Source organism: Hymenobacter convexus, assembly GCF_030580955.1.
GTDB lineage: Bacteria > Bacteroidota > Bacteroidia > Cytophagales > Hymenobacteraceae > Hymenobacter.
This window is the reverse complement of the sequence record NZ_JAUQON010000002.1, coordinates 238476-257343: the sequence shown is the minus strand read 5'-3', so window position 1 is coordinate 257343 and position 18868 is coordinate 238476. Positions and strand designations below refer to the sequence as shown.

Sequence of the window (18868 nt, the reverse complement as noted above, 5' to 3'; positions counted from 1 at the left end):
ATTCATTTACTGTTGCGGTAGAGATGCTTCGGCTGCGCTCAGCATGATGTTCGGAAAGCCAACCTAGCGTCCCAGATACACCATGAGCACCGACACATCGGCCGGCGAGATGCCGCTGATGCGCGAAGCCTGCCCAATGGTTTCGGGCTGAATCTTGAGGAGCTTTTCGCGGGCCTCGTGGCTGAGGGCCGGCATGGCGCGGTAGTCGAGCCGGCCCTGAATCACGAAGTTTTCCAGCTCCTGCATGCGCTCGGCCTGCTGCTGCTCCTTCTGCAGGTAGGTTTCGTACTTGATATTGATAATGGCCTGCTCCAACGCCTCAGCGTCGTAAGCGGCCAAGGCTTCATTTAGCGCGGGCAGGGCGCGGCGCAGGTCGACTAGCTCCACGTTGGGGCGGCGCAGCAGGTTCACGGCGCGGGTTTTCTCATGGATTTCGGCCGAGCCCAACTCCACCATGAGCGGGTTGATTTCAGCCGGCTCAATGGCGAATTTCTGGAACAGCGTGCCGATTTCGGCGGTCTGGGCTTCCTTCATCCGCACGCGCTCCAGCCGCTCGTCTGAAGCCAGGCCCAGCTCGTGGCCCAGCGGCGTGAGGCGCAGGTCGGCGTTATCCTGGCGCAGCAGAATGCGGTGCTCGGCGCGACTCGTGAACATACGGTAGGGCTCGTCCGTGCCTTTGTTCACCAGGTCGTCGATGAGCACGCCGATATAGGCTTCACTCCTTTTGAGAATGAAAGGCGCCTTGCCGTGCACCTTGTTGTGCGCGTTGATACCGGCCATCAGGCCCTGGCAGGCGGCTTCCTCGTAGCCCGTAGTGCCGTTAATCTGGCCCGCGAAATACAGCCCCGCAATCAGCTTGGTTTCGAGGGTGAGCGCAAGCTGGGTCGGCGGGAAGAAGTCGTACTCGATGGCGTAACCGGGGCGGAACATCTTGGCGTTCTCAAAGCCCGCAATTTCGCGCAGGGCGCGGTACTGCACATCCTCCGGCAGCGAGCTACTGAAGCCGTTGATGTAGCATTCCACGGTGCTCCAACCTTCCGGTTCTACAAAAATCTGGTGGCGGTCCTTGTCGGCAAAGCGGTTGATTTTGTCCTCCACGCTCGGGCAGTAGCGCGGCCCCAGGCCCTTAATGCGGCCCTGGAACATGGGCGACTTCTCGAAGCCCTCGCGCAGGATGTCGTGTACCCGCTCGTTGGTGTAGGTGATGTAGCAGGGACGTTGCTGGGTGAGGCGCGGCGTGTCGAGGTAGGAGAATTTGCTGGGCACCTCGTCGCCGCCCTGCGCTTCCATTTTCGAGTAGTCGAGGCTGCGGCCGTCCACGCGGGGCGGGGTGCCGGTTTTCATGCGCCCGGCCTCGAAGCCCAGCTCCACCAACTGCTCGGTGATGCCCCGGCTGCCCTTTTCGGCCGCCCGGCCACCGCCGAAATTCTTCTCGCCGATGTGGATGAGACCATTCAGGAACGTGCCATTCGTCAGCACCACTGACTTGCCCCGGAACTCGATGCCTAGGGCCGTTTTCACGCCCACCGCCGTGTCGTTTTCTACCACGATGCCGGTCACGGCTTCCTGCCAGAAGTCCACGTTGGCGATGCCTTCCAGGGTCAGGCGCCAGGCTTCGGCGAAGCGCATGCGGTCGCTTTGGGCACGCGGGCTCCACATGGCGGGGCCTTTCGAGCGATTCAGCATCCGAAACTGAATCATGGTCTGGTCGGTGATGAGGCCCGACTGGCCACCCAGCGCGTCAATTTCGCGCACAATCTGGCCCTTGGCCACGCCGCCCATGGCTGGGTTGCACGACATCTGGGCGATGGTGTTCATGTTCATCGTCACCAGCAGCACTTTCGAGCCGAGGTTGGCGGCGGCGGCGGCGGCTTCGCAGCCGGCGTGGCCCGCGCCCACTACAATGACGTCGTATTCTTCTTGCTGAAACATAATTGGAGCACCCGCCAAGGTGCATTCAGGATAAGGGGCCGCCTTAATGAGCGGAAATAGAAACAGTTCAACGCTGAAGGCGCTGCAGAGCGTTCCAGCCGTATCGGGTGCAAAAATACGAAATCAAAAACCCGCAGCCAGTTTCACGTGAAACGGCTTGCGGGTTTAAAAATTCAGATTAAACAGAACTGTTTACACTTTGTCGACCATGCCGCGCAGGTCTTCGGGCAGCCATTCGTCCAGCAATTCGGCCGAATGGGCGTTGACAACCTCCCAGGAAAACGGCAGCCAGTAGCCCCGCACGTTATCAAAAACCTCGGTGGCCGCCGCGCAGGCAAACAGCTTGTAGTCGAATTTGGGGTAGCCGTGCACCAGGTAGCCGGGGTAATAGTAATCGAGGCCTAGGCGGCGGGCGTGGTCGGTTTTCAGCAGCAGCAGGCACTTGCCGAGGCTGAACTGGCGGTATTCGGGGTCGTAGAAATTGAGGATGCCGGCCAGGGTGCGCTCGCCGCGGTCGAAGATGCCGGCGGCAATCAGGCGGTCGCCGTCTCGCAGTTCGATGACCTGGGTGTTGAAGGCATTGTGGGCTTCGCCGCCGAGCAGCACGGCCTCAATGGTGGGGGCGGCATCGAAGGTGATAGAGGCGTGGTAGCGGGCGTAAAGCTCCTCGTATTCCTCGGTGAGGCGGAACTGGCGGACGGTGGCCGCGAACCGGGCGTTGCGGCGCAGCAGCCGGCGCTGCTCCGGGCCCCACTCCACGCGACTCAAGTCCAGCCGCAGCCAGTGGGCGGTGTAGAGGTGCTTGCCGAAGGGCACGAAGTGGCAGGTGAACAGCTCCTGCTGCATGCGGTAGTAGCCCTGGGCGAGGTAGAAATCCAGGGCATCGCCCCGAATGATGGGCAGGCCGGAAGGGGAAGCAGACATGGAAAAATGTTGTCTAGGAGACGACAGAACGATGTAGAGACGCGACACTTCGCGTCTCGGCGCGTGAACGAAATAAACCGGCGCAGATGAAACAACGAAGAGACGCGAAGTGTCGCGTCTCTACAGCCCTATATGCCAAACGCCCGCTAGAGGCGGGCGTCGGGTGGTTCAATCATCAAACAACAGCCGGGCTAAAAAGTGCGCAGCGACAGGCAGTCGTCTTCTTTTTTGCGCATGGCCGTTTGGCTCAGCAGGTCTTTGTCGTGGTAGCCGAGGAGGTGCAGCACGCCGTGAATCATGACGCGGTGCAACTCGTCACGGAAGGTGATGCCGAGGTCCTGGGCATTTTCGCGCACCCGCTCCACGCTGATGAAGATGTCGCCTTCGAGAATGTCGGCGTCGTCCGAATTATCGAAGGTGATGACGTCGGTCAGCGTGTCGTGGTCGAGGTACTCCACGTTAAGCCGGTGCAGGTAGTCATCGGAGCAAAAGATGTAGGTGAGCTGCACGATGCGGTGCTCGTGCACCCGCGCTACGCGCTCAATCCAGCCAATTAGCTCCTCGGCGTCGGACAGCTCGAACTCGGGCACGTCCTCCACCATGAATTCGATGCCGGGGGCTTCGTGGTGGAGCTCGCCGGGGGGGAAACTTTCGTGGTGGGGCGGGCCCACCGGCGGGGTGCTCATCATGCGGCGTCAGGCAGCTTTAGGCGGCAATTTGGTCGGCGGTCGAGGGTTCGTCGGCGGGCGCGGGGGCCAGCTGGAACGTCAGCAGCACGCGGCGGCCTTCTTTACTGAACTCCACCTCATCGGCCAGGTGGCGGATAAGGAAGATGCCGCGGCCACCGGGATTTTCCAGGTTTTCGGGCGCCGTGGGGTCGTCGAGGTTGTCATAATTAAAGCCCGTGCCCTCGTCTTCGATTTCGAATTTGAGCTGCTGGGGCTCCACGTAGAGCGACAGATAGACGTTCTTGTCCTTGTCGAACTTGTTGCCGTGGCGAATGGCGTTGTTCACCGCTTCGGTCACGGCCACCATGATGTTGCCGTAGATATCGTCCTCAATCTGAAAGGTATCCTTCGAGTTATCGATGAAACTTTCGACCACGCGGATGTTTTCGACGAGCGACGGAATCTGAATTTTTACCTGCTTCATAAGGCGGTTTACTAGGAAGAGCGGCGGCAAGTTAAGCGGGCGGCAAAAATAGTCGTTTAAATGGCAAAGCGCCACAAGAATTTATGCCGGGCGCCACCACCGGGTTTCGGCAGATTGCTAAACAGTTAACGAGACAGCGGCCGTTTTGGATGGATTGGACGGCGCAGTTACTTGATTTTTTGGAAATACTCACCCACCTCGCGCTGGTAATACGGAGTTAGGTTCGGGGGGGTACTACGTAGTAATTCGGTCTGGCGTTCCTTGGTACCCTTGTATTTATCGAAAGCCGGCGGAAAAACCGGGGGTTTATACTGAGCCGCCTGGGCCTCGCGCTTGGTGTCCTGGTCACGCTCGCGGGCCGATTTTTCTACTTCCAGCAGGCGGGTAAGGATTTGCTGCTGGCGCAGGATGGTTTCTTCGGTGAGGCGCTTGTTCACGAGGTCAGTTTCGGTTTGCTCCATCATTTTCTTGAGCTCGCCGGTGCCGCCCCCGCCCTGGTCGCCCTTGCCTTTGCCGTTCTGGCCGGTGGGGTCGCCGCCTTCTTTGCCGTCCTTTCCGTTCTTGCTCTGGCTTTGACCGGGCTGACCTTGCCCGCCCTGGCCCCCTTGGCCCTGCTGGGCGCCGCCGGGCTTGCCCTGGCCCTGTTGCAGCTTGTCGAGCTGCTGCATGGCCTGGCGTAGCATCTGCTGCTGGGCGGCCAGCTTGGCCAGTTCTTCGCTCATGGCCCGGCCCTGCTTGCCGCTCTGCGAAAGCTTCTGAATCTGTTCGTTGAGCTGCTGCTGCATCTTGCCCATGCTGCCGGGGCCCGGCTTGCTGCCCTGCCCTTGGCCCTGGCCTTTGCCTTTTTTCTTGCCCTTGCCGGGCTTGCCGTCGCCCGGCTGGGGGTTGCCTTTGCCGGCCTGCTGCTCCTGCTGCATTTGTTGCAAGGAGCCCTGCAGCATCAGGGCCAGGTTGTTCATGCTGGTCATGGCCTGCTGCTCGGTGGCGGTGGCGCGGCCCAAGTCGCGCTGTTGGATGTGGGTGAGCGACTCGTCCATGCGGCCGTTCATCTCGCCCACTTCGCGCGTCACGAAGCTCTGGATTTTGGGCTCCTTCTTGGCCAGCGCATACAGCGAATCCTGGATGATTTTGGCGTCGTCGCGCAGCTTGCGCTGGGTCTGCCCCAGTTGCACGAAGCGTGGGTCGGACTGGTCGACCTTGCGGAAATCCTTCATCAGGTTTTCCTGGTCGAAGCTGAGCGTCAGTAGGTTTTCGAGGATGTCGCGCAGGTCGTCGATGTTCTGCTGGGCTTGGTCGCTTTCTTCCTCGCTCATCTGGTCGCGCATTTTCTGCGCCATCTTTTTCATGCGCTGGGCGGCGCTTTTCTGCTTGGCCGAGGCCTTAGAGTTTTGGTTTTTGCCGAGCTGCTGCTGGCTTTCCTGCATGTCTTGGTCGGTCTGCTCCTGCTCGGGCTTCTGCTCGTCCATGCCGTTTTGGTTGTCGAGCTCCTTGTCCATCTGCTTCAGGTCCTGCAAGTCCTTTTTCAGGTCTTCGAACTCCTTCTGGTTTTCGGCCTGCTCCTGCTTCAGCTGCTCCTGCTTGGCCTTTTGCTCTTGGTTCGAGAGCTTGTTGTCGGGGTTCTCCTTATCGTTTTGGGCAGTTTTTTCGGCCAGCTTTTCCTCATCTTTGGCCAGTTCCTCCAGCTTATTGGCGGTTTCCTCGGCCTTCTGTTCCAGCTGCATCTGCTTGAACATTTCGAGGGCGCGGTCAAGCTCCTTTTGCAGGGTGTCTTCCTTGTTTTCGAGTTGCTGGAGTAGCTTTTGCATCTCGGCGTCGGGCTGTTTCTGCTCTTCCAGCAGCTTTTTCAGTTTGTCGTAGAGCTTCTTGGTTTCAGGGTCGAGCAGGTCGGCCATCAGCTTTTTCAGCTCCTCGGCTTTCTTGGCCAGCTCCTCGCTTTTAGGGTTGGCCTGGTCCTGCTTCTGCTGCAGCTGCTCGAACATCTTCTGCATCTGCTCCATCTGCTGGTTCATTTGGTTTTTCTGGTCCAGCATGTTTTCCAGCTGCTTGCGGTCCTGGAAGCTTAGGTCGCGCTTGGTTTTGAGCTTGTCCTGGGTTTTGGCCAGCTCGCGTTCCAGCTTCTCGCTCTGCTTGGCGGCTTGGCTCATCTGGCTGGCCACGGATTGGGCCTGAGCCTGCAGCTCCTGTTTCAGCTCACGCCGGCTGGGCAGGCGGAACTCGGCCGGGCGGGTGCGGGTGGCCTTGGGGCCGTGCACGCCGTCGTTGTCCCAGGCCTCCACGTAGTATTCGAGGCGGTCGCCAGGCTGCAGGTTCAGCGGGTTCAGGTTCCAGGTGTAGGCGTAGGTGCCGGAGCTTTCGCGGGGCAGGCCCAGCGCGGTGCTGCCCTGGCGGGCAGGTGTGGCATTCGGCCCCTGACCGGCGCGGCGCAGAGCGTAGTGCAGCGACAAGCGCGTCAAACCATAGTCGTCGCGCACGGTGCCGCCCAGCGCCAGATAGCGCCGCGTCACGGTATCAGCAAAGGCTTCCAGCGTGAGCGTGGGGGCCAAGTCGGGCACGGCCGTGAGCTGGTAGGAAATGGGGTCGCGGTTGAGGCTGGCCGGGTTTTTCAGGCGTAGCAGGTAGGGCTGCGAACGCATGACGCGCCTCGTGGCGGTGAAGGTGCCGTCGTCGCCGGTGGCGGCCAGGGTCTCATCCGGGTTCTGAAATACCAGCGACAGCTCATCAGTGGCGGCCGTGGCGAATTCCCAGCGCACCGTGCTGCCTTCGGGCACCGTCAGGTTACCACCGTTTTCGATAGTTTCGGCCGGCTTGCCCGTGTAGGCGGGATAGGTGACGTTGACCTTGAAATCGCGCAGATTAGGCCGCTCCAGCACCGTGAGCTGGTATTCGGGCGAGGCAAAACCAGCGCCCTTCAACTGGAAGGTCACGTCGCCCTGCGGCTGCTCGAAGGTGTATCGGAACTGGTCGCCCCGGCCTGCCACCTTGCTCAGCTTGCGCTCGCCTTCGTCGAAGGCAATGCTCACATCGGCCGGCAAGGCGTTGCCTGCTACGCCCACATCCAGTGTGAAATCTTCGCCTTTGAAAGCTGTCAGCTTGGGGTTTTTAATCAGAAACTGAAACGGTGCCGGCGGCGAATACGCCCGCTTGTAGTGCCAGATGCGCTCCGTGCCCTGCACCAGAAAGCTGGGATAAAAGGCCAGCAACAGCAGCAGCACGGCCGCCGGAATGGCCGCGTACTTCCACAGCGGCTTGCTCTGCTGCTGAATGTCGATGCCTTTGGCGAAGGAAATGTCACCCATTTGGGCGGCGCGCTGCTCTAGGCTGGCGGCGATGAGGGCGTTGTCACGGGCCTGACCTTGCAGCTGCAGGGCGTTCAGCAGGCGGTCCTGCACTTCGGGAAACAGCTCCCCTACCCGGCGGGCGGCCTGCTCGTCGCTTAGCAGCCGGCGCAGGTTGGTGAGGGCGGCCAGCGGCGTCCAAATCCAGCGAATGAAGCTGTAGATGGTGAGGCCGATGAAGCCGAACAGCAACCCTGCCCGCACCACCGTAGGCAGGTACAGGAAGTATTCGAGGCCATTGAATACCACGAAAAAGCTCAGCAGTATCCCACCGGCTACCAGCCCACCCCGCACCAGCAGGTTGAGGTAAAATTTACGTTTGAAGGCCTCCAGCTCCGTCCGCACCCGCGCCAATGCGGGGTACTCGGCCGCCGCAGCGCCTTGCTCTATCATCACCGCCATAAATCAGGTCTTAGTCGGGAAAGATACATCAGGACGCGGCGCTTGGTTCGGATGATGTAGCGCGGACTCTTAGTCCGCGAGCCGAAGTTCCTTGTAAGGCGACTTACTCGCGGACTAAAAGTCCGCGTTACATTACTTCCACCCAGGCCGGGCAGTGGTCCGAATGCACAACGTCGGGCAATAGACCTGCGCCGGTCAGGCGGGGTTGCAGGGCCGCATCGGCCAGCCAGTGGTCGAGGCGCCAGCCCACGTTGCGGCCGCGCGAGCCGGCGCGGTAGCTCCACCAGGAGTAATGGCCCGTGGCCTCGCCGTGGTGATGGCGGAAGGTATCCACCAGCCCGTCACTCAGGAAATCTTGGAACCACTGCCGCTCCTCGGGCGTGTAGCCGGGGCTGTTCTGGTTGGCCTTGGGGTTGTGCAGGTCGATGGCCGTCTGGCAGCAGTTGAAGTCGCCGCCGATGAGTAGCGGCGGGGTTTTGCCATCGGCTCGCAGCTGGGCCACGTAATCCCGGAAAAAATGCAGCCACTCAATCTTGAAGGCCTGCCGCTCCGGTCCGCTCGTGCCCGAGGGCATGTAAGTGTTCAGCACCGACACGTCCTCAAAATCGAGCCGTAGCACGCGGCCTTCATCATCGTAGCAGCTCTGGCCGCAGCCGTGGATGACGGCCTTCGGCGTCACCTTCGTGAAGGTGGCTACGCCGCTGTAGCCCGGCTTCTGGGCGGGGTGCAGGTAGGCCTGGTAGCCCAGCTTCTCGAAACCCGACACGTCCATGGCCTCACGGCTGGCTTTGATTTCCTGCAGGCAGAGCACGTCGGGTGCGGCTTCGGCCACCCAGTCCAGCAGGCCCTTGCTTATGGCCGAGCGCAGGCCGTTGACGTTGTAAGAAACGATTTTCATGCTGCGAAATTAACCGGATGAAAAGCAGAACGTCATGCTGAGCGCAGCCGAAGCATGACGTTCTTGCTTACCCGTTTTCGTTTTTTAACCTCTGCGTCTCCCCTAGCGCGTCACTGCCACGGCCTGCGTGCCGGCGTAGTAGTATAGCTCGGCACGCGACTTCTCGTAGCTGGCGCGCAGGCTTTCCTGCTTGATGCGCAGGTCGATGAGCTTGGTTTCGCGGGCGTTGATGAGAAAGATGGTGCTTTCGCCCAGCTCGAATTTTTGCAGCTCGGCTTGCAGTAGGCGCCGCTGGTTGGCAATGGTTTGGGCCTGCAGGGCCAGCTGGCGCTCGTAGGCCTGCAGGGAGTTGTACACGGCATTCACCTGCGTCACGATGGTGCGCTGGCTTTGCTGGCGCTCCAGGGTGGTTTCCTGCACCTGAACGCGGGCGTATTGCAGCTTGCCCCGCTCAGCCCGTAGAAATAGCGGGAAGGCAAAATCGACGCCCACCTTGTAGTTGTCCATCCCGAAATTATAGTAAGTCGGCACTTCGGAGCGGTAAAAATTGCCCTGGCTGATGAGCGCGCCACTCACGTTGACTTTGGGCTTGAGCATCTCGCGGCGGTACCGCTCCTCAATACTCAGCTGCTGGAGCTTGGCTTCGAGCTTGCGCAGCGTGGGGTGCTGGGTGCCCGCGAAATCAACGAGGCGGCGCAGTTCCTCGCGGCTCACGCTGTCGCGGGCGGGGGCTTGCGGGGCGGCGTAGGTGGGCAGCTCGGTGGGTTGGCCGTCTTTGGTCCAGAGGTGGTTGGAGAGCATGAGGCGGGCGTTTTGCAGGTCCACGCGCAGCTGCTCGGCCTGCACCTGGCGGTCCTGCACCGTGATTTGGGCCTCCACCGAGTCGATGGGGGCCTGGTCGCCCAACTGGGCGCGGCGGGCGGCGCCCTGGAAGCGGCGGTCAGCCAGCGCCACGCCTTCCTGGATGAGGGCGGCCTGCTGGAAGGCGTAGTACCAGTTCCAGTAGTCCTTGGCGGCCTGCAGCCATACTTCGTTGATTTGCTTCACGCGGTCGGCCTCGGCGGCGTTTTGCAGGGCTTTGGCTTGGCGCAGGGTGCTACGGCGAGCATCAATCAGCAGCCCCGCCCCGATGGGCACGGAAATGCCCACGCCGGCCAGGCCGTTCACGGGCGTGCGGTGCTCGGGATTCACGTAGGTGCCCACGTTGCGGTCGTAAAGGGCTTTGAGGTCGATGCCACCCAGCCAGATGGGGATTTTCAGCTCGTTTTCCCACACGTTGTAGTAGTCGGTGCCGCCAAACTGCTTGCGGTTAAAATCGGCGGCCAGCTTGGGGTCGAAGCCGCCGCGGGCCTGTAGCACCTGGCTGCGGGCTTCGTCCGACAGCAGGGCCGCCTGCTTCACGATGGGGTGGTTGGCAAACACCAAATCGGCCAGGTTTTGCAGCGAAAACACTTTGGCCGTGTCGCCGGGCCGGATGATGTCGAGCTGCGTGGTTTGCAGCGGGGCGCGTTCGAGGCCGGAGCGGCGGGCGGGCAGGTTGGGGTCCTGGGCCAAGGCCGGGCGAGCGAAGGCCGCGAATAGCATCCAAAGCAGCCATCGGTTAGAAAAACGCTTGATAATTAAGATATTGATAGGTGACATCTTGTGGATAGTCGTTCTTGTTAATTTAGCATGCGGCGCGGGCGTGGCGCCTCACCCCCTGACCCCCTCTCCTCAGGGAGAGGGGACACCGGTCCTGCTCTTTTCGGAATCTTCACTCCCGGCCCTTCTCCACTGGAAAGTGGCCGGGGTGAGGCGCACGCCAGCGCTTTATTTCCCCTTCACCGGCGCGTCATCCGGTTCGGCTTGCAGGGTGGGTGGGAAGCCGTTAAGCTGCCGCCAGATTTCGTACCACACCGGCACCGAATCCAGAATGACCCAGCCCTGCACGCCAGAGCCCAAGCGGAGCTGCTTGGGCCAGGGCTTGTCGCCGGTCTGGGGCTGGGCGGGGCGCACCAGCAGGCGGTACTTGCCGCCGCTGCTGCTCACCACGTCAATCACCGACACGAAGCCGCCGAACGTGCCCACCGCCGCCGACGGCCAGCCCGAAAACTGGATGGCCGGCCAGCCATCGAACTGCAGCCGCACCTGCCGCCCGCGCTGAATGAGGGGCACGTCCATGGCCCGCACGTAGATTTCGGCGGCCAGCAAGGGCGCCTCGGGTTGCAGCGTGGCAATGGATTCGCCCTCCTTGATGGTCTCGCCGATGCCGGCTTTGAGGGCCCGCACCACGTAGCCCGTCTGGGGCGCGCGCACTACGTAGAGGCCGCGGCGCACCTCCACGTTGCTGATTTTATTGCGCGTGGCGGCCACCTCCCCTTTCGAGCTGGCGCGGCTCGACACGGCCGTGCTACGGTCGGAATTGGCCTTGGCCAGGTCCTGGGCGTACTTGGCGCGCAGGTTGCTCAGCTCGATGCGGGCGTTGGCTAGGGCCTGCTCGCTGCTGGCCACCTTGTTGCGGGCCGACGTCACCTTGGCCAAATCTTCCTGCAGCTTGAGGCGGCGGGTTTCGATGTCGGTGAGCGAGAACAGGCCGTTTTTGTAGCCTTCCTCGTAGCGGGCCAGCCGGGCGCGGGTGGTTTCGTAGAAGTTCTGGGCCGCCACCAGGTCGGCGCGGTCGATGTTGAGGTAGTTGGCGGCTTGCTCCACCTTGTTGCGGGCCGATTCCAACTGCACTTCCAGGGTGGTGCGCAGGGCGGCAATCTGCTGGTCGGTGGCGGCAATTTTGGCACCGTAGGCATCCACGGTAGCCTCCTTGGCGGCCAGCTGCTCGCGCAGGCGCTCGGGCAGGTTGGGGTCGAAGTATTCGTCCTTGATTTCGGAGATGGTCAGGAGCGTATCGCCCTTGCGCACCAGTTGGCCCTCGCGCACGTTCCAGTGCTCGATGCGGCCCGCAATCTGGTTCTGCACCGTCTGGGGGCGGTCCTGCGGGGTGAGGGCCGTGAGCGTGCCCGCGCCGGCAATGGTCTGCCGCCAAGGCAAAAACAGCGCAATCAAAAACAGTACGCCCACCACCAGCAGGATGCGACCCAGCCGCTGGCTGCCCCGGATGCGCAGCAGCTCGGGGCGCGACTTGCGGGGTACTTTTTCCCAGACCCCCTCGGCGACGTGTTGGTTCGAGAGGTTAAGCATGACTGATGGCGGCGTGGTGAGGGTCGAGGGGCAGGTCGGTAACGGCGGCCATTTTTTCCACCCCGGTCAGAATATCGAAAATCGTGCTCACGCCCGTCATCAGCTTCTCAATCGAAGCACTGATTTGCACGATGAGCACCTCGGCGGCCACAAACTGGCCCAGCGTCATCTGGCGCGACACCACGAACAGCGTGCCCGCAATCAACAGGCTGGCCGTGAGCAGGGTGCGCAAGGCCGTGCCGTAGCCGTAGAAGGTCTTTAGCACCTGAAAGTGGGCGTTGCGGGCGTGCAGGTAGTTGGCCGTCAGCTCGTCGGCCCGGGTCAGGGCGTCGTCGCTCTGGGTATGGTCGGCGCGCATGTCGGGCAGGCGCTCGGCCACCTGCTCCAGCCAGTCCACCAGCTCGTACTTGTAGGCCGATTCGGCAATGCTCGTGCGCAGCGCCCGCTGGTAATTCACGGCGTAAATGAGCACAAGGGCAATGATGGTGAACAAGCCTAAGGCAATGAAAATGGGATGATAAAACGCCAGCACCAGCACCCCAAACAGGATTTGCATGCCCGCAAATACCAGGTCAATCAGCAGCTTGGTAAGGCCTTTCTGCACCGTGAGGACGTCGAAAAAGCGGTTCACCAACTCGCGCGGGTTCTGACCTTCCAGTGCCTCGGGCTTGATGCGCGGCAGGCGGTAGGCAAACTCAATGGCGGCCTTGGCAAAAATGCGCTGCTCGATGGCCTCCACCATCGTGAGCTGCCCGATGAGCAAGATGCTGGCCAGCAGCACGCCGCCCACCACCACGGCAATGAGCAGGTAGGTAGAGCCGAACACGGCCCCGGTCGAAACCAGGTTGAAAACCGCCTGCGTGCCCAGCGGCAGCGACAGGCTGACGACGCCCGCCACCACGGCGTACCAGATGATGTGACGAATCGTTTTGCGCTCGGTGTCGAGCATGCGCGTCAGTCGTTGCCAGGGCGTGGGCGGCGGCAAAGTACTAGCGTATGAAGCCATTGATAAACGGTAAAAAAGAAACTGAACAGGTAGCCGCGCAGGAATTGCACGGCAAAATTCAGGACTTAAATGCCCGTTTCCCTCGCTTTGTTACCAAGGTGAAGACGAATTAACGCCCTTTTAATGAGGCATTAATCCGATTTTAATTTCCTGCTTATCGGCTCAGAAGCTATAAAAAAGGCCGCCCCACACATGGTGCGAGGCGGCCTTTGGGGCTGGCAGCGAAGGCGGTACGAAGCGTAGCGGGCGGCCACTTCGGCACTCCGGCTACTCCATGTAATCGATGTTGAAATACTCCAGCACGTGCCATTTCAGCATGCGCTCCTGCTCTTTCAGATTGGCAAATGGTACGGGCCGTAGCAGCTTGTAGTGCGGCCAGCCGTCCTCGTCCACGTGCGTCTTCTCATAGTGCCCACTGAGGCTGAAAAGCCGGCAGGTGGCAATGTGCATCAGGTCCTGCTTCTGCTCCTTGGTGAAAGTAGTCAGGCCCTGGTTGAGCTCCTGAATGCCGATGAGCAGCAGCAGGGCATTAAGGTCGGGGCGCTTGCCGAAGCGAGCCTCCATTTCCAGCATCAGCGTTTCCCAGCGGGCGTCGAAGTCGGCTTCGTCCTCGTGCGGCGCGGCGGGCGCGGGGTGGTTCAGGTCGTCGCTCATGCGTGGGGCTGGCCGTCATGTTCGGCCTTGTGGGCGGCCAGGGCCGCGCCGTCGTGGGCGCCGCTGCCGGCTTCCGATTTCAGGATTTCCCAGTATTCCACCGCGCGGCGGAAATGCGGAATGACGATGCTGCCGCCGATGATGTTGGCAATGGCAAACACCTCGTAAATCTCCTCGTCGGTGAGCTTTTCCTCGAAGCACTTGCCCACGTGGTACTTAATGCAGTCGTCGCAGCGCAGCACCATGGAGCAGGCCAGGCCCAGCATTTCCTTGGTTTTCACGTCGAGCGCGCCGGCCGCGTAGGTGTTGGTATCGAGGTTGAAAAACCGCTTGATGACCTTGTTATCGGCCGCCATGATGGTGGCGTTCATCCGCTGGCGGTACTCGTTGAATTCGGTTACTTGAGACATAATGGATTTACAGAAAATTAAATAGAACGGTCATGCTGAGCGGAGTCGAAGCATCTCTACCGCAGCAGTAAGCAATAGAATAACAACGAAGCGGTAGAGATGCTTCGGCTCCGCTCAGCATGACCGTGCTGGTCGTTCAGCACAACCGTTCTGGTTGAGCACATTAGCCAAAACTAGCTACATTGCTCTCCCAAAATTACTCCCCAAAACCTCGCCCTCCCCTTCTGCCATGCTCCGCACCCTGTGGGACGATTTCGTGGGCCTCATCTACCCGCGCCTGTGCCTGGCCTGCCAGGAGCCGCTGATGACGGGCGAAAACCATCTCTGCACCGGCTGCCGCGCCGAACTGCCCTACACCGACTACCACCGCCTCCCGCCCGACCAGAACCCGCTCGGCCGCCGCTTCTGGGGCAAGCTACCCGTGCGCCACGCCCTGAGCTACCTGCGCTTCGTGCGCCACGGCCGTGTGCAGCACCTGCTCCACGAGCTCAAGTACCAAGGCCAGCGCGATGTGGGCACCGCCCTCGGCCAGCTCTACGGCGCCGAGCTGCACGCCGCTGGCCTCGCCGCCGATTTCGACCTCATCATCCCCGTGCCCCTGCACCCCAAGAAGCTCGCCAAGCGCGGCTACAACCAGGCCGCCGCCTTCGCCACCGGCTTGGCCACCGGCATGCAGCTGCCCGCCAGCCCTACCGCCCTGCGCCGCACCGCCAACACCAACACCCAAACCAAAAAGAACCGCGCCGAGCGGTGGCAAAACGTGGCCACCGTGTTCGAGGTGGAAAACCCGGCCGCCATCCTCGGCCGCCGCGTCCTCGTCGTCGATGATGTGCTCACTACCGGCGCCACCCTCGAAGCCTGCGGCGCGGTGCTGCTGGCGGCCGGCGCGGCCGAGGTCAGTATTGCCGCCATTGCCTGCGCGGACAGATAAAATCAGAATACCTAAATTAAACAAAAAGGCCGCTCCTGCATCAGGAGCGGCCTTTTTGTTATTCAAAGCGAAGGCTTACTTGTTCGAGCCGGCGTTAATCATGGCGCAACGGAAACCGATAGTTGCCGTCGAAGAATCTTCGGCCATGAAGCGGCGGGTGCCGGGCGAGAGCCAGTAGGCCACATCGCGCCACGAACCGCCTTTGTATACGCGCACGTGGTCGTCAATCAGCGACTGGTAGCCTTTCTTGTCGTACTTCTCGGCGGGGTCACCCACGCCGTTGCGGCGGAAGGGGTTCAGGTCTTCCACGTCCTGGAACGACAGGGGGCGGTACACGTCCTGCACCCACTCGTTCACGTTGCCGGCCATGTTATACAGGCCGTAGTCGTTCGGCGGGTAAGAGTAGATGTACTCCGTAATCATGGCGCCGTCGTTCAGGCTGCCGGCAATACCGGCGTAGTCGCCGCGGCCGCGCTTGAAGTTGGCCAGGAACTGGCCCTGCTTCTTGCCGTAGGCGTTGCGGGTCGATTTGCCATCCCAGGGGTAAATGCGCTTCTCTTCCTGGTTCTCGTTGCCCACTTCCTGGGTGCCCACGAGGGCTTGCGCGGCGTATTCCCATTCGGCCTCGGTGGGGAGGCGGTAGTTGGGCAGTGTGTTGCCGTTTTCGATAGAAGTCGAATTCTTGCCGGTCGCCAGGGCACCAGCGGTGCCGGCCGTGCCTTCAGCACCCGCAGCGCCTTCACCGGCCGCACCGTCTTTCTTCTTTTTCTTGCCGAACAGGCCACCGATGCCGGGCTTGGCGTCGCCGCCCGCTGCCAGACGCTCGTTCACCTTGGCCGTACGCCAGGAGCAATAGTCATCGGCCTGCAGCCAGCTCACGCCCACCACGGGGAAGTAGCGGAAACCGGGATAGCGCAGGTAATAAGTTACGTAAGGGTCGTTGAACGACAGGTCGCGGGCCCACACCGTGGTGTCGGGCAGGGCCGAGCGGTAAAACTCTTCGGCCGAGTCGGTGCGAATGAAGTGTAGGTATTCCAGCCAGTGAATGTTGGCCACTTCGGCTTCGTCCATGTAGAACGAGGCAATGGTCACCGTACGCTCGATGTTGTCGTGCGTCATGGTCACGTCTTCTTCCTGCGAACCGAGGACGGTCCGGCCGCCTTCGATGAACACCAGGCCCGGGCCTTCGGGGATTTTCTTGAAGTTGGCAACCGCCATGCCCTTCTCCGTATTATATTCAATACCGGTCGTAGAGGAATATTTGCCCGGCTTTTGGGCCGTGGGCGGGCCTTTCTTCCCGCAGCTCGCCAGCACTACCAGGCCAAGCACGGATAGGCGTAGATAATTGGTTAATTTCATAACAAAGTTAAAATGAGTATGGGGCTGAGGGGTTATCTAAGACAATTAGGACGCAATAATACAAAATATTAAAATGCCGGGCAAGGGGCTGCCGGGTAAACTCTTCTTTTTAGGCGGCGATGGGCATTCTCCAATCGGTCAAAGGCGCGCAGGGCCAGCGTTAGTTCGTGGGCGCCGCCCAAATCGGAGCTTAGCCGGCTGAGGCCCACGTCGTAGCTGTAGCCCAGGCGCAGGCCGCCGGCCTGCACTCCCACCACTACGGCCAGCAAGTGCTGCGCCCCAACGCTGCCCGGTACGTAAATATTGCGGTACACGGCCCCCAGCGTCACGGGCGAGGCCGTGAAGTAAACACCGGTTTCGATGCGCTGGGAACCACCCTGGCGGGTGTAAGCGGCTACGGGCGTGTAACTCACCTCGCGGGTGGCGATGCCGGGGCCGGGCTTCACCTTGAAAATTTTGTAGCCTCCCGACATGCTCAGCAGCAGCGGCAACTCGCTCTGCTGCCGGAAACCCAGGCTGGGCTGGTTGAGGTGCTGCCCGGCGAGGCTGAGCCAGAACTGGTCATTATAAAGCACCGCGCCGGTGCCCACGCTGAAGTAGTTGACGGGCGGAAAATCCAGGGATTCGGCCGAGGGGCCGGCCACGCTGCCGTCTTCCCGAATCTGGTCGCCGAACACGAAATTGTCATATCCGACGCGCTGGCGGCCGTAGCTGGCCCGCAGGCCGCCGCTCAGGGCCAGCTTCTCCTTGATGCGGGTGTGATAAGCGTAGAGGCCGCCCACTTCGAGGCGGGTGTAGCCCACCGCGCCGCTGCGGTCCTGGTTGATGAGCAGGCCGATGGCGTGGTGCTGGCCCGGCTGGTTGAGGCGCAGGTCGGCCGCCAGCTGGGCCGTGACGAAGGAGCCCGCTACCAGCGGCAGCTGATTGCGGTAGCTGAGCGTCACGCTATAATCGTCCACCAGGCCGGTGAAGGCGGGATTGGTGTGCAGGCGCGTGGCAAAGGGCTGCGAGAAAAAAACGTCTTGCCCGTGCGCGCCCAGCGCCGTGCCCAGCACCAGGCCCGTGGCCAGGCAGTGCTTGAGGCGCAAAAACAACGGAGGAAAACGCTTGGGCATAAGAACCGGAGTAACGCGGCCAGCCCCCGAAATAGTGCGGCCGTCGCGGCGAAGGTACGGCCCGCCGTAGCTCGGCTACCTCCGCCGACCACTCACTTTTGCAGCACCTTCACGCTGAGGCGGCGGTTTTGGGCACGGCCTTCTTCAGAAGTGTTGGGCGCGATGGCGTAGTTGCGGCCGTAGCCGCGGGCGTCGATGCGGCTCGGGCTGATGCCCATGTCGACGAGGCTGGCCCAGGCGGTGCGGGCGCGGGCCTCGCTGAGCTGGCGGTTTACTTTATAAGTGCCGGTACTGTCGGTATAGCCGCCGAGCTTGATGCGGGCATTGGGGAAAGCCTGCAGAATGGTGGCGATGTTGCGGAGCTGGTCCTGCGATTCAGTGGTGAGGGTCGCCTTGCCGGGGTTGAAAAACACCCGGTCGAAGTTGTACCAGCCGTTGGTCAGGTCCATCGTGTCGACTTGCATCTGAGGGTTAGCCAGAAAGCGATACAGGTTGTTTTCGGTAGAGTTGACGCCAACGCCGGATATAACTTTTCCTCCAGCCAGCTTCAGGGTCGTGAGCGGACCCGTTTCGTAGATGTAGTTGCCGCTCTTGGCATCGAAATGGCCTGGCACGATGGGGTCTTTGGACCGCGTGGCGCCGGTGCGGCGGGCCGGATAGCGGCGCTTGTAAGCAGGAGCGGCGGACGTGGCGGCGGCGGACATGGGCGCAGGCCCAGCGGCCGGCGCGGGGGCTGCCACCGGCGCCGAATAAGCCGCTGGGGAAGCTGCCGGGCCGGGTGTGGCCTTTGGGGCGGCAGTTGGAGCCGCACCGGCGAGCATAGGAGCCGTACCGGCGGGCACGGGAGCCGGCACTGACCGAGACGAGAGTGTGGCTCCGGCCGACTGCGGCTTGTTGGGACCCACCGTAATCAGTACTGGTCCGCCCACCACGGCTTCATTGGCCAGCGTCATCGTGGTGCCGTTGCTTGCGGTAGCGTCGGGGCGGTTGTTTCGGCCTTTGCTTTCCTCGTTCGGTATCTTGCTGAGCACTACTGTAAAACTTGCGGTTTTGCCGGCTTCCAGAAAAATGTTTTCAACGGTTTGAGAGCGGTAGCCGCCCTCACCCACGCGTATCAGGTAGGGCCCCCCTACCATAAGGTTGGGAATAATGAACCGGCCAGCGCCATCGGAAGCGGCGGCATGCCGCACGCCGGAGGGCATGTGAACAACCGTGACCGCCGCGCCGGACAGTGCCCGCCGGTCTTCGGACTGCACGTTGCCCATCAGACTCAGGGTGGTTACCTGGGCCTGCCCGGTAGAAGCCAGGGCCATTTGAAGCAAAAAGACCGAAGTAAAAAAGAGTTTCATCACAAGAGGTTGGATTAGCAAAGGCAAATATACCTCATAAATCAAATTTGTAATAATCATTAATAATTTGTGACTTTTCCCATTGATAAAATTGGGTTTTATTGAGGGGTTTTCGGCGAGAATTGTGCGCGGTTTTCAAGTAGGTTTGCTTCATTGCGCAAGCTTGGCCAGAACATTTCGGAGCCACGTAAGCGGGCTTATGGCACTTGCAGTTGGGTTTTGGGTGTTGA

At 61.3% G+C, this 18868-nt stretch carries 15 protein-coding genes; 1 reads left to right on the top strand and 14 read right to left on the bottom strand.

The features are described from left to right. Positions 1-63 precede the first annotated feature (63 nt). From mnmG to Q4S41_RS04490, 11 genes are all read right to left on the bottom strand, one after another. Positions 64-1932 (bottom strand): tRNA uridine-5-carboxymethylaminomethyl(34) synthesis enzyme MnmG, encoded by a 1869-nt coding sequence (gene mnmG / locus Q4S41_RS04540; RefSeq protein WP_305029923.1) that lies wholly within the window; start codon positions 1930-1932, stop codon positions 64-66. 192 nt (positions 1933-2124) lie between these two features. Next, positions 2125-2856, bottom strand: a complete 732-nt coding sequence (locus Q4S41_RS04535; protein ID WP_305029922.1) for a GNAT family N-acetyltransferase — start codon at positions 2854-2856, stop codon at positions 2125-2127. Between the two features lie 191 nt (positions 2857-3047). Continuing rightward, the gene (ybeY, locus tag Q4S41_RS04530) at positions 3048-3545 is read right to left on the bottom strand and encodes an rRNA maturation RNase YbeY (RefSeq protein ID WP_369811242.1); all 498 of its coding nucleotides are present in this window, start codon (positions 3543-3545) and stop codon (positions 3048-3050) included. Between the two features lie 16 nt (positions 3546-3561). Next, positions 3562-4008 (bottom strand): ATP-binding protein, encoded by a 447-nt coding sequence (locus Q4S41_RS04525; RefSeq protein WP_305013533.1) that lies wholly within the window; start codon positions 4006-4008, stop codon positions 3562-3564. 167 nt (positions 4009-4175) lie between these two features. Continuing rightward, a complete protein-coding gene (locus Q4S41_RS04520; RefSeq protein WP_305029921.1) occupies positions 4176-7736 on the bottom strand; it encodes a DUF4175 family protein in 3561 nt (1186 codons plus the stop codon). Positions 7737-7872: 136 nt separating this feature from the next. Beyond that, a complete protein-coding gene (locus Q4S41_RS04515; protein WP_305029920.1) occupies positions 7873-8643 on the bottom strand; it encodes an exodeoxyribonuclease III in 771 nt (256 codons plus the stop codon). 102 nt (positions 8644-8745) lie between these two features. Next, positions 8746-10227: a TolC family protein gene (locus tag Q4S41_RS04510; RefSeq protein WP_305029919.1), complete on the bottom strand. Its 1482-nt coding sequence runs from the start codon at positions 10225-10227 to the stop codon at positions 8746-8748. 225 nt (positions 10228-10452) lie between these two features. Beyond that, complete coding sequence (locus tag Q4S41_RS04505; protein WP_305029918.1) at positions 10453-11814, bottom strand: HlyD family secretion protein; 1362 nt, start codon at positions 11812-11814, stop codon at positions 10453-10455. Continuing rightward, the gene (locus Q4S41_RS04500) at positions 11807-12820 is read right to left on the bottom strand and encodes an ABC transporter ATP-binding protein (RefSeq protein ID WP_305029917.1); all 1014 of its coding nucleotides are present in this window, start codon (positions 12818-12820) and stop codon (positions 11807-11809) included. The genes Q4S41_RS04505 and Q4S41_RS04500 overlap by 8 nt, the downstream gene beginning before the upstream one ends. Before the next feature lie 267 nt (positions 12821-13087). Next, on the bottom strand, positions 13088-13474 hold the full coding sequence (locus Q4S41_RS04495; RefSeq protein ID WP_305029916.1) for a hypothetical protein: 387 nt from the start codon (positions 13472-13474) through the stop codon (positions 13088-13090). Next, on the bottom strand, positions 13471-13884 hold the full coding sequence (locus tag Q4S41_RS04490; protein ID WP_305029915.1) for a carboxymuconolactone decarboxylase family protein: 414 nt from the start codon (positions 13882-13884) through the stop codon (positions 13471-13473). The genes Q4S41_RS04495 and Q4S41_RS04490 overlap by 4 nt, the downstream gene beginning before the upstream one ends. 229 nt (positions 13885-14113) lie before the next feature. On the opposite strand from Q4S41_RS04490, the gene Q4S41_RS04485 reads away from it, so the two are divergent. After that, positions 14114-14815 carry a ComF family protein gene (locus tag Q4S41_RS04485; protein WP_305029914.1) on the top strand — a complete coding sequence of 234 codons (702 nt, stop codon included), beginning with the start codon at positions 14114-14116 and terminating at the stop codon, positions 14813-14815. Positions 14816-14890: 75 nt separating this feature from the next. On the opposite strand, the gene Q4S41_RS04480 is transcribed toward Q4S41_RS04485, so the two are convergent. The 3 genes from Q4S41_RS04480 to Q4S41_RS04470 form a co-directional block, all read right to left on the bottom strand. Beyond that, positions 14891-16174, bottom strand: a complete 1284-nt coding sequence (locus Q4S41_RS04480) for an SUMF1/EgtB/PvdO family nonheme iron enzyme (RefSeq protein ID WP_305029913.1) — start codon at positions 16172-16174, stop codon at positions 14891-14893. Positions 16175-16242: 68 nt separating this feature from the next. After that, the gene (locus Q4S41_RS04475) at positions 16243-17289 is read right to left on the bottom strand and encodes a PorP/SprF family type IX secretion system membrane protein (RefSeq protein WP_305029912.1); all 1047 of its coding nucleotides are present in this window, start codon (positions 17287-17289) and stop codon (positions 16243-16245) included. 92 nt (positions 17290-17381) lie between these two features. Further along, positions 17382-18638, bottom strand: coding sequence for an OmpA family protein (locus Q4S41_RS04470; protein WP_305029911.1), 1257 nt, complete (start codon positions 18636-18638; stop codon positions 17382-17384). Positions 18639-18868 lie beyond the last annotated feature (230 nt).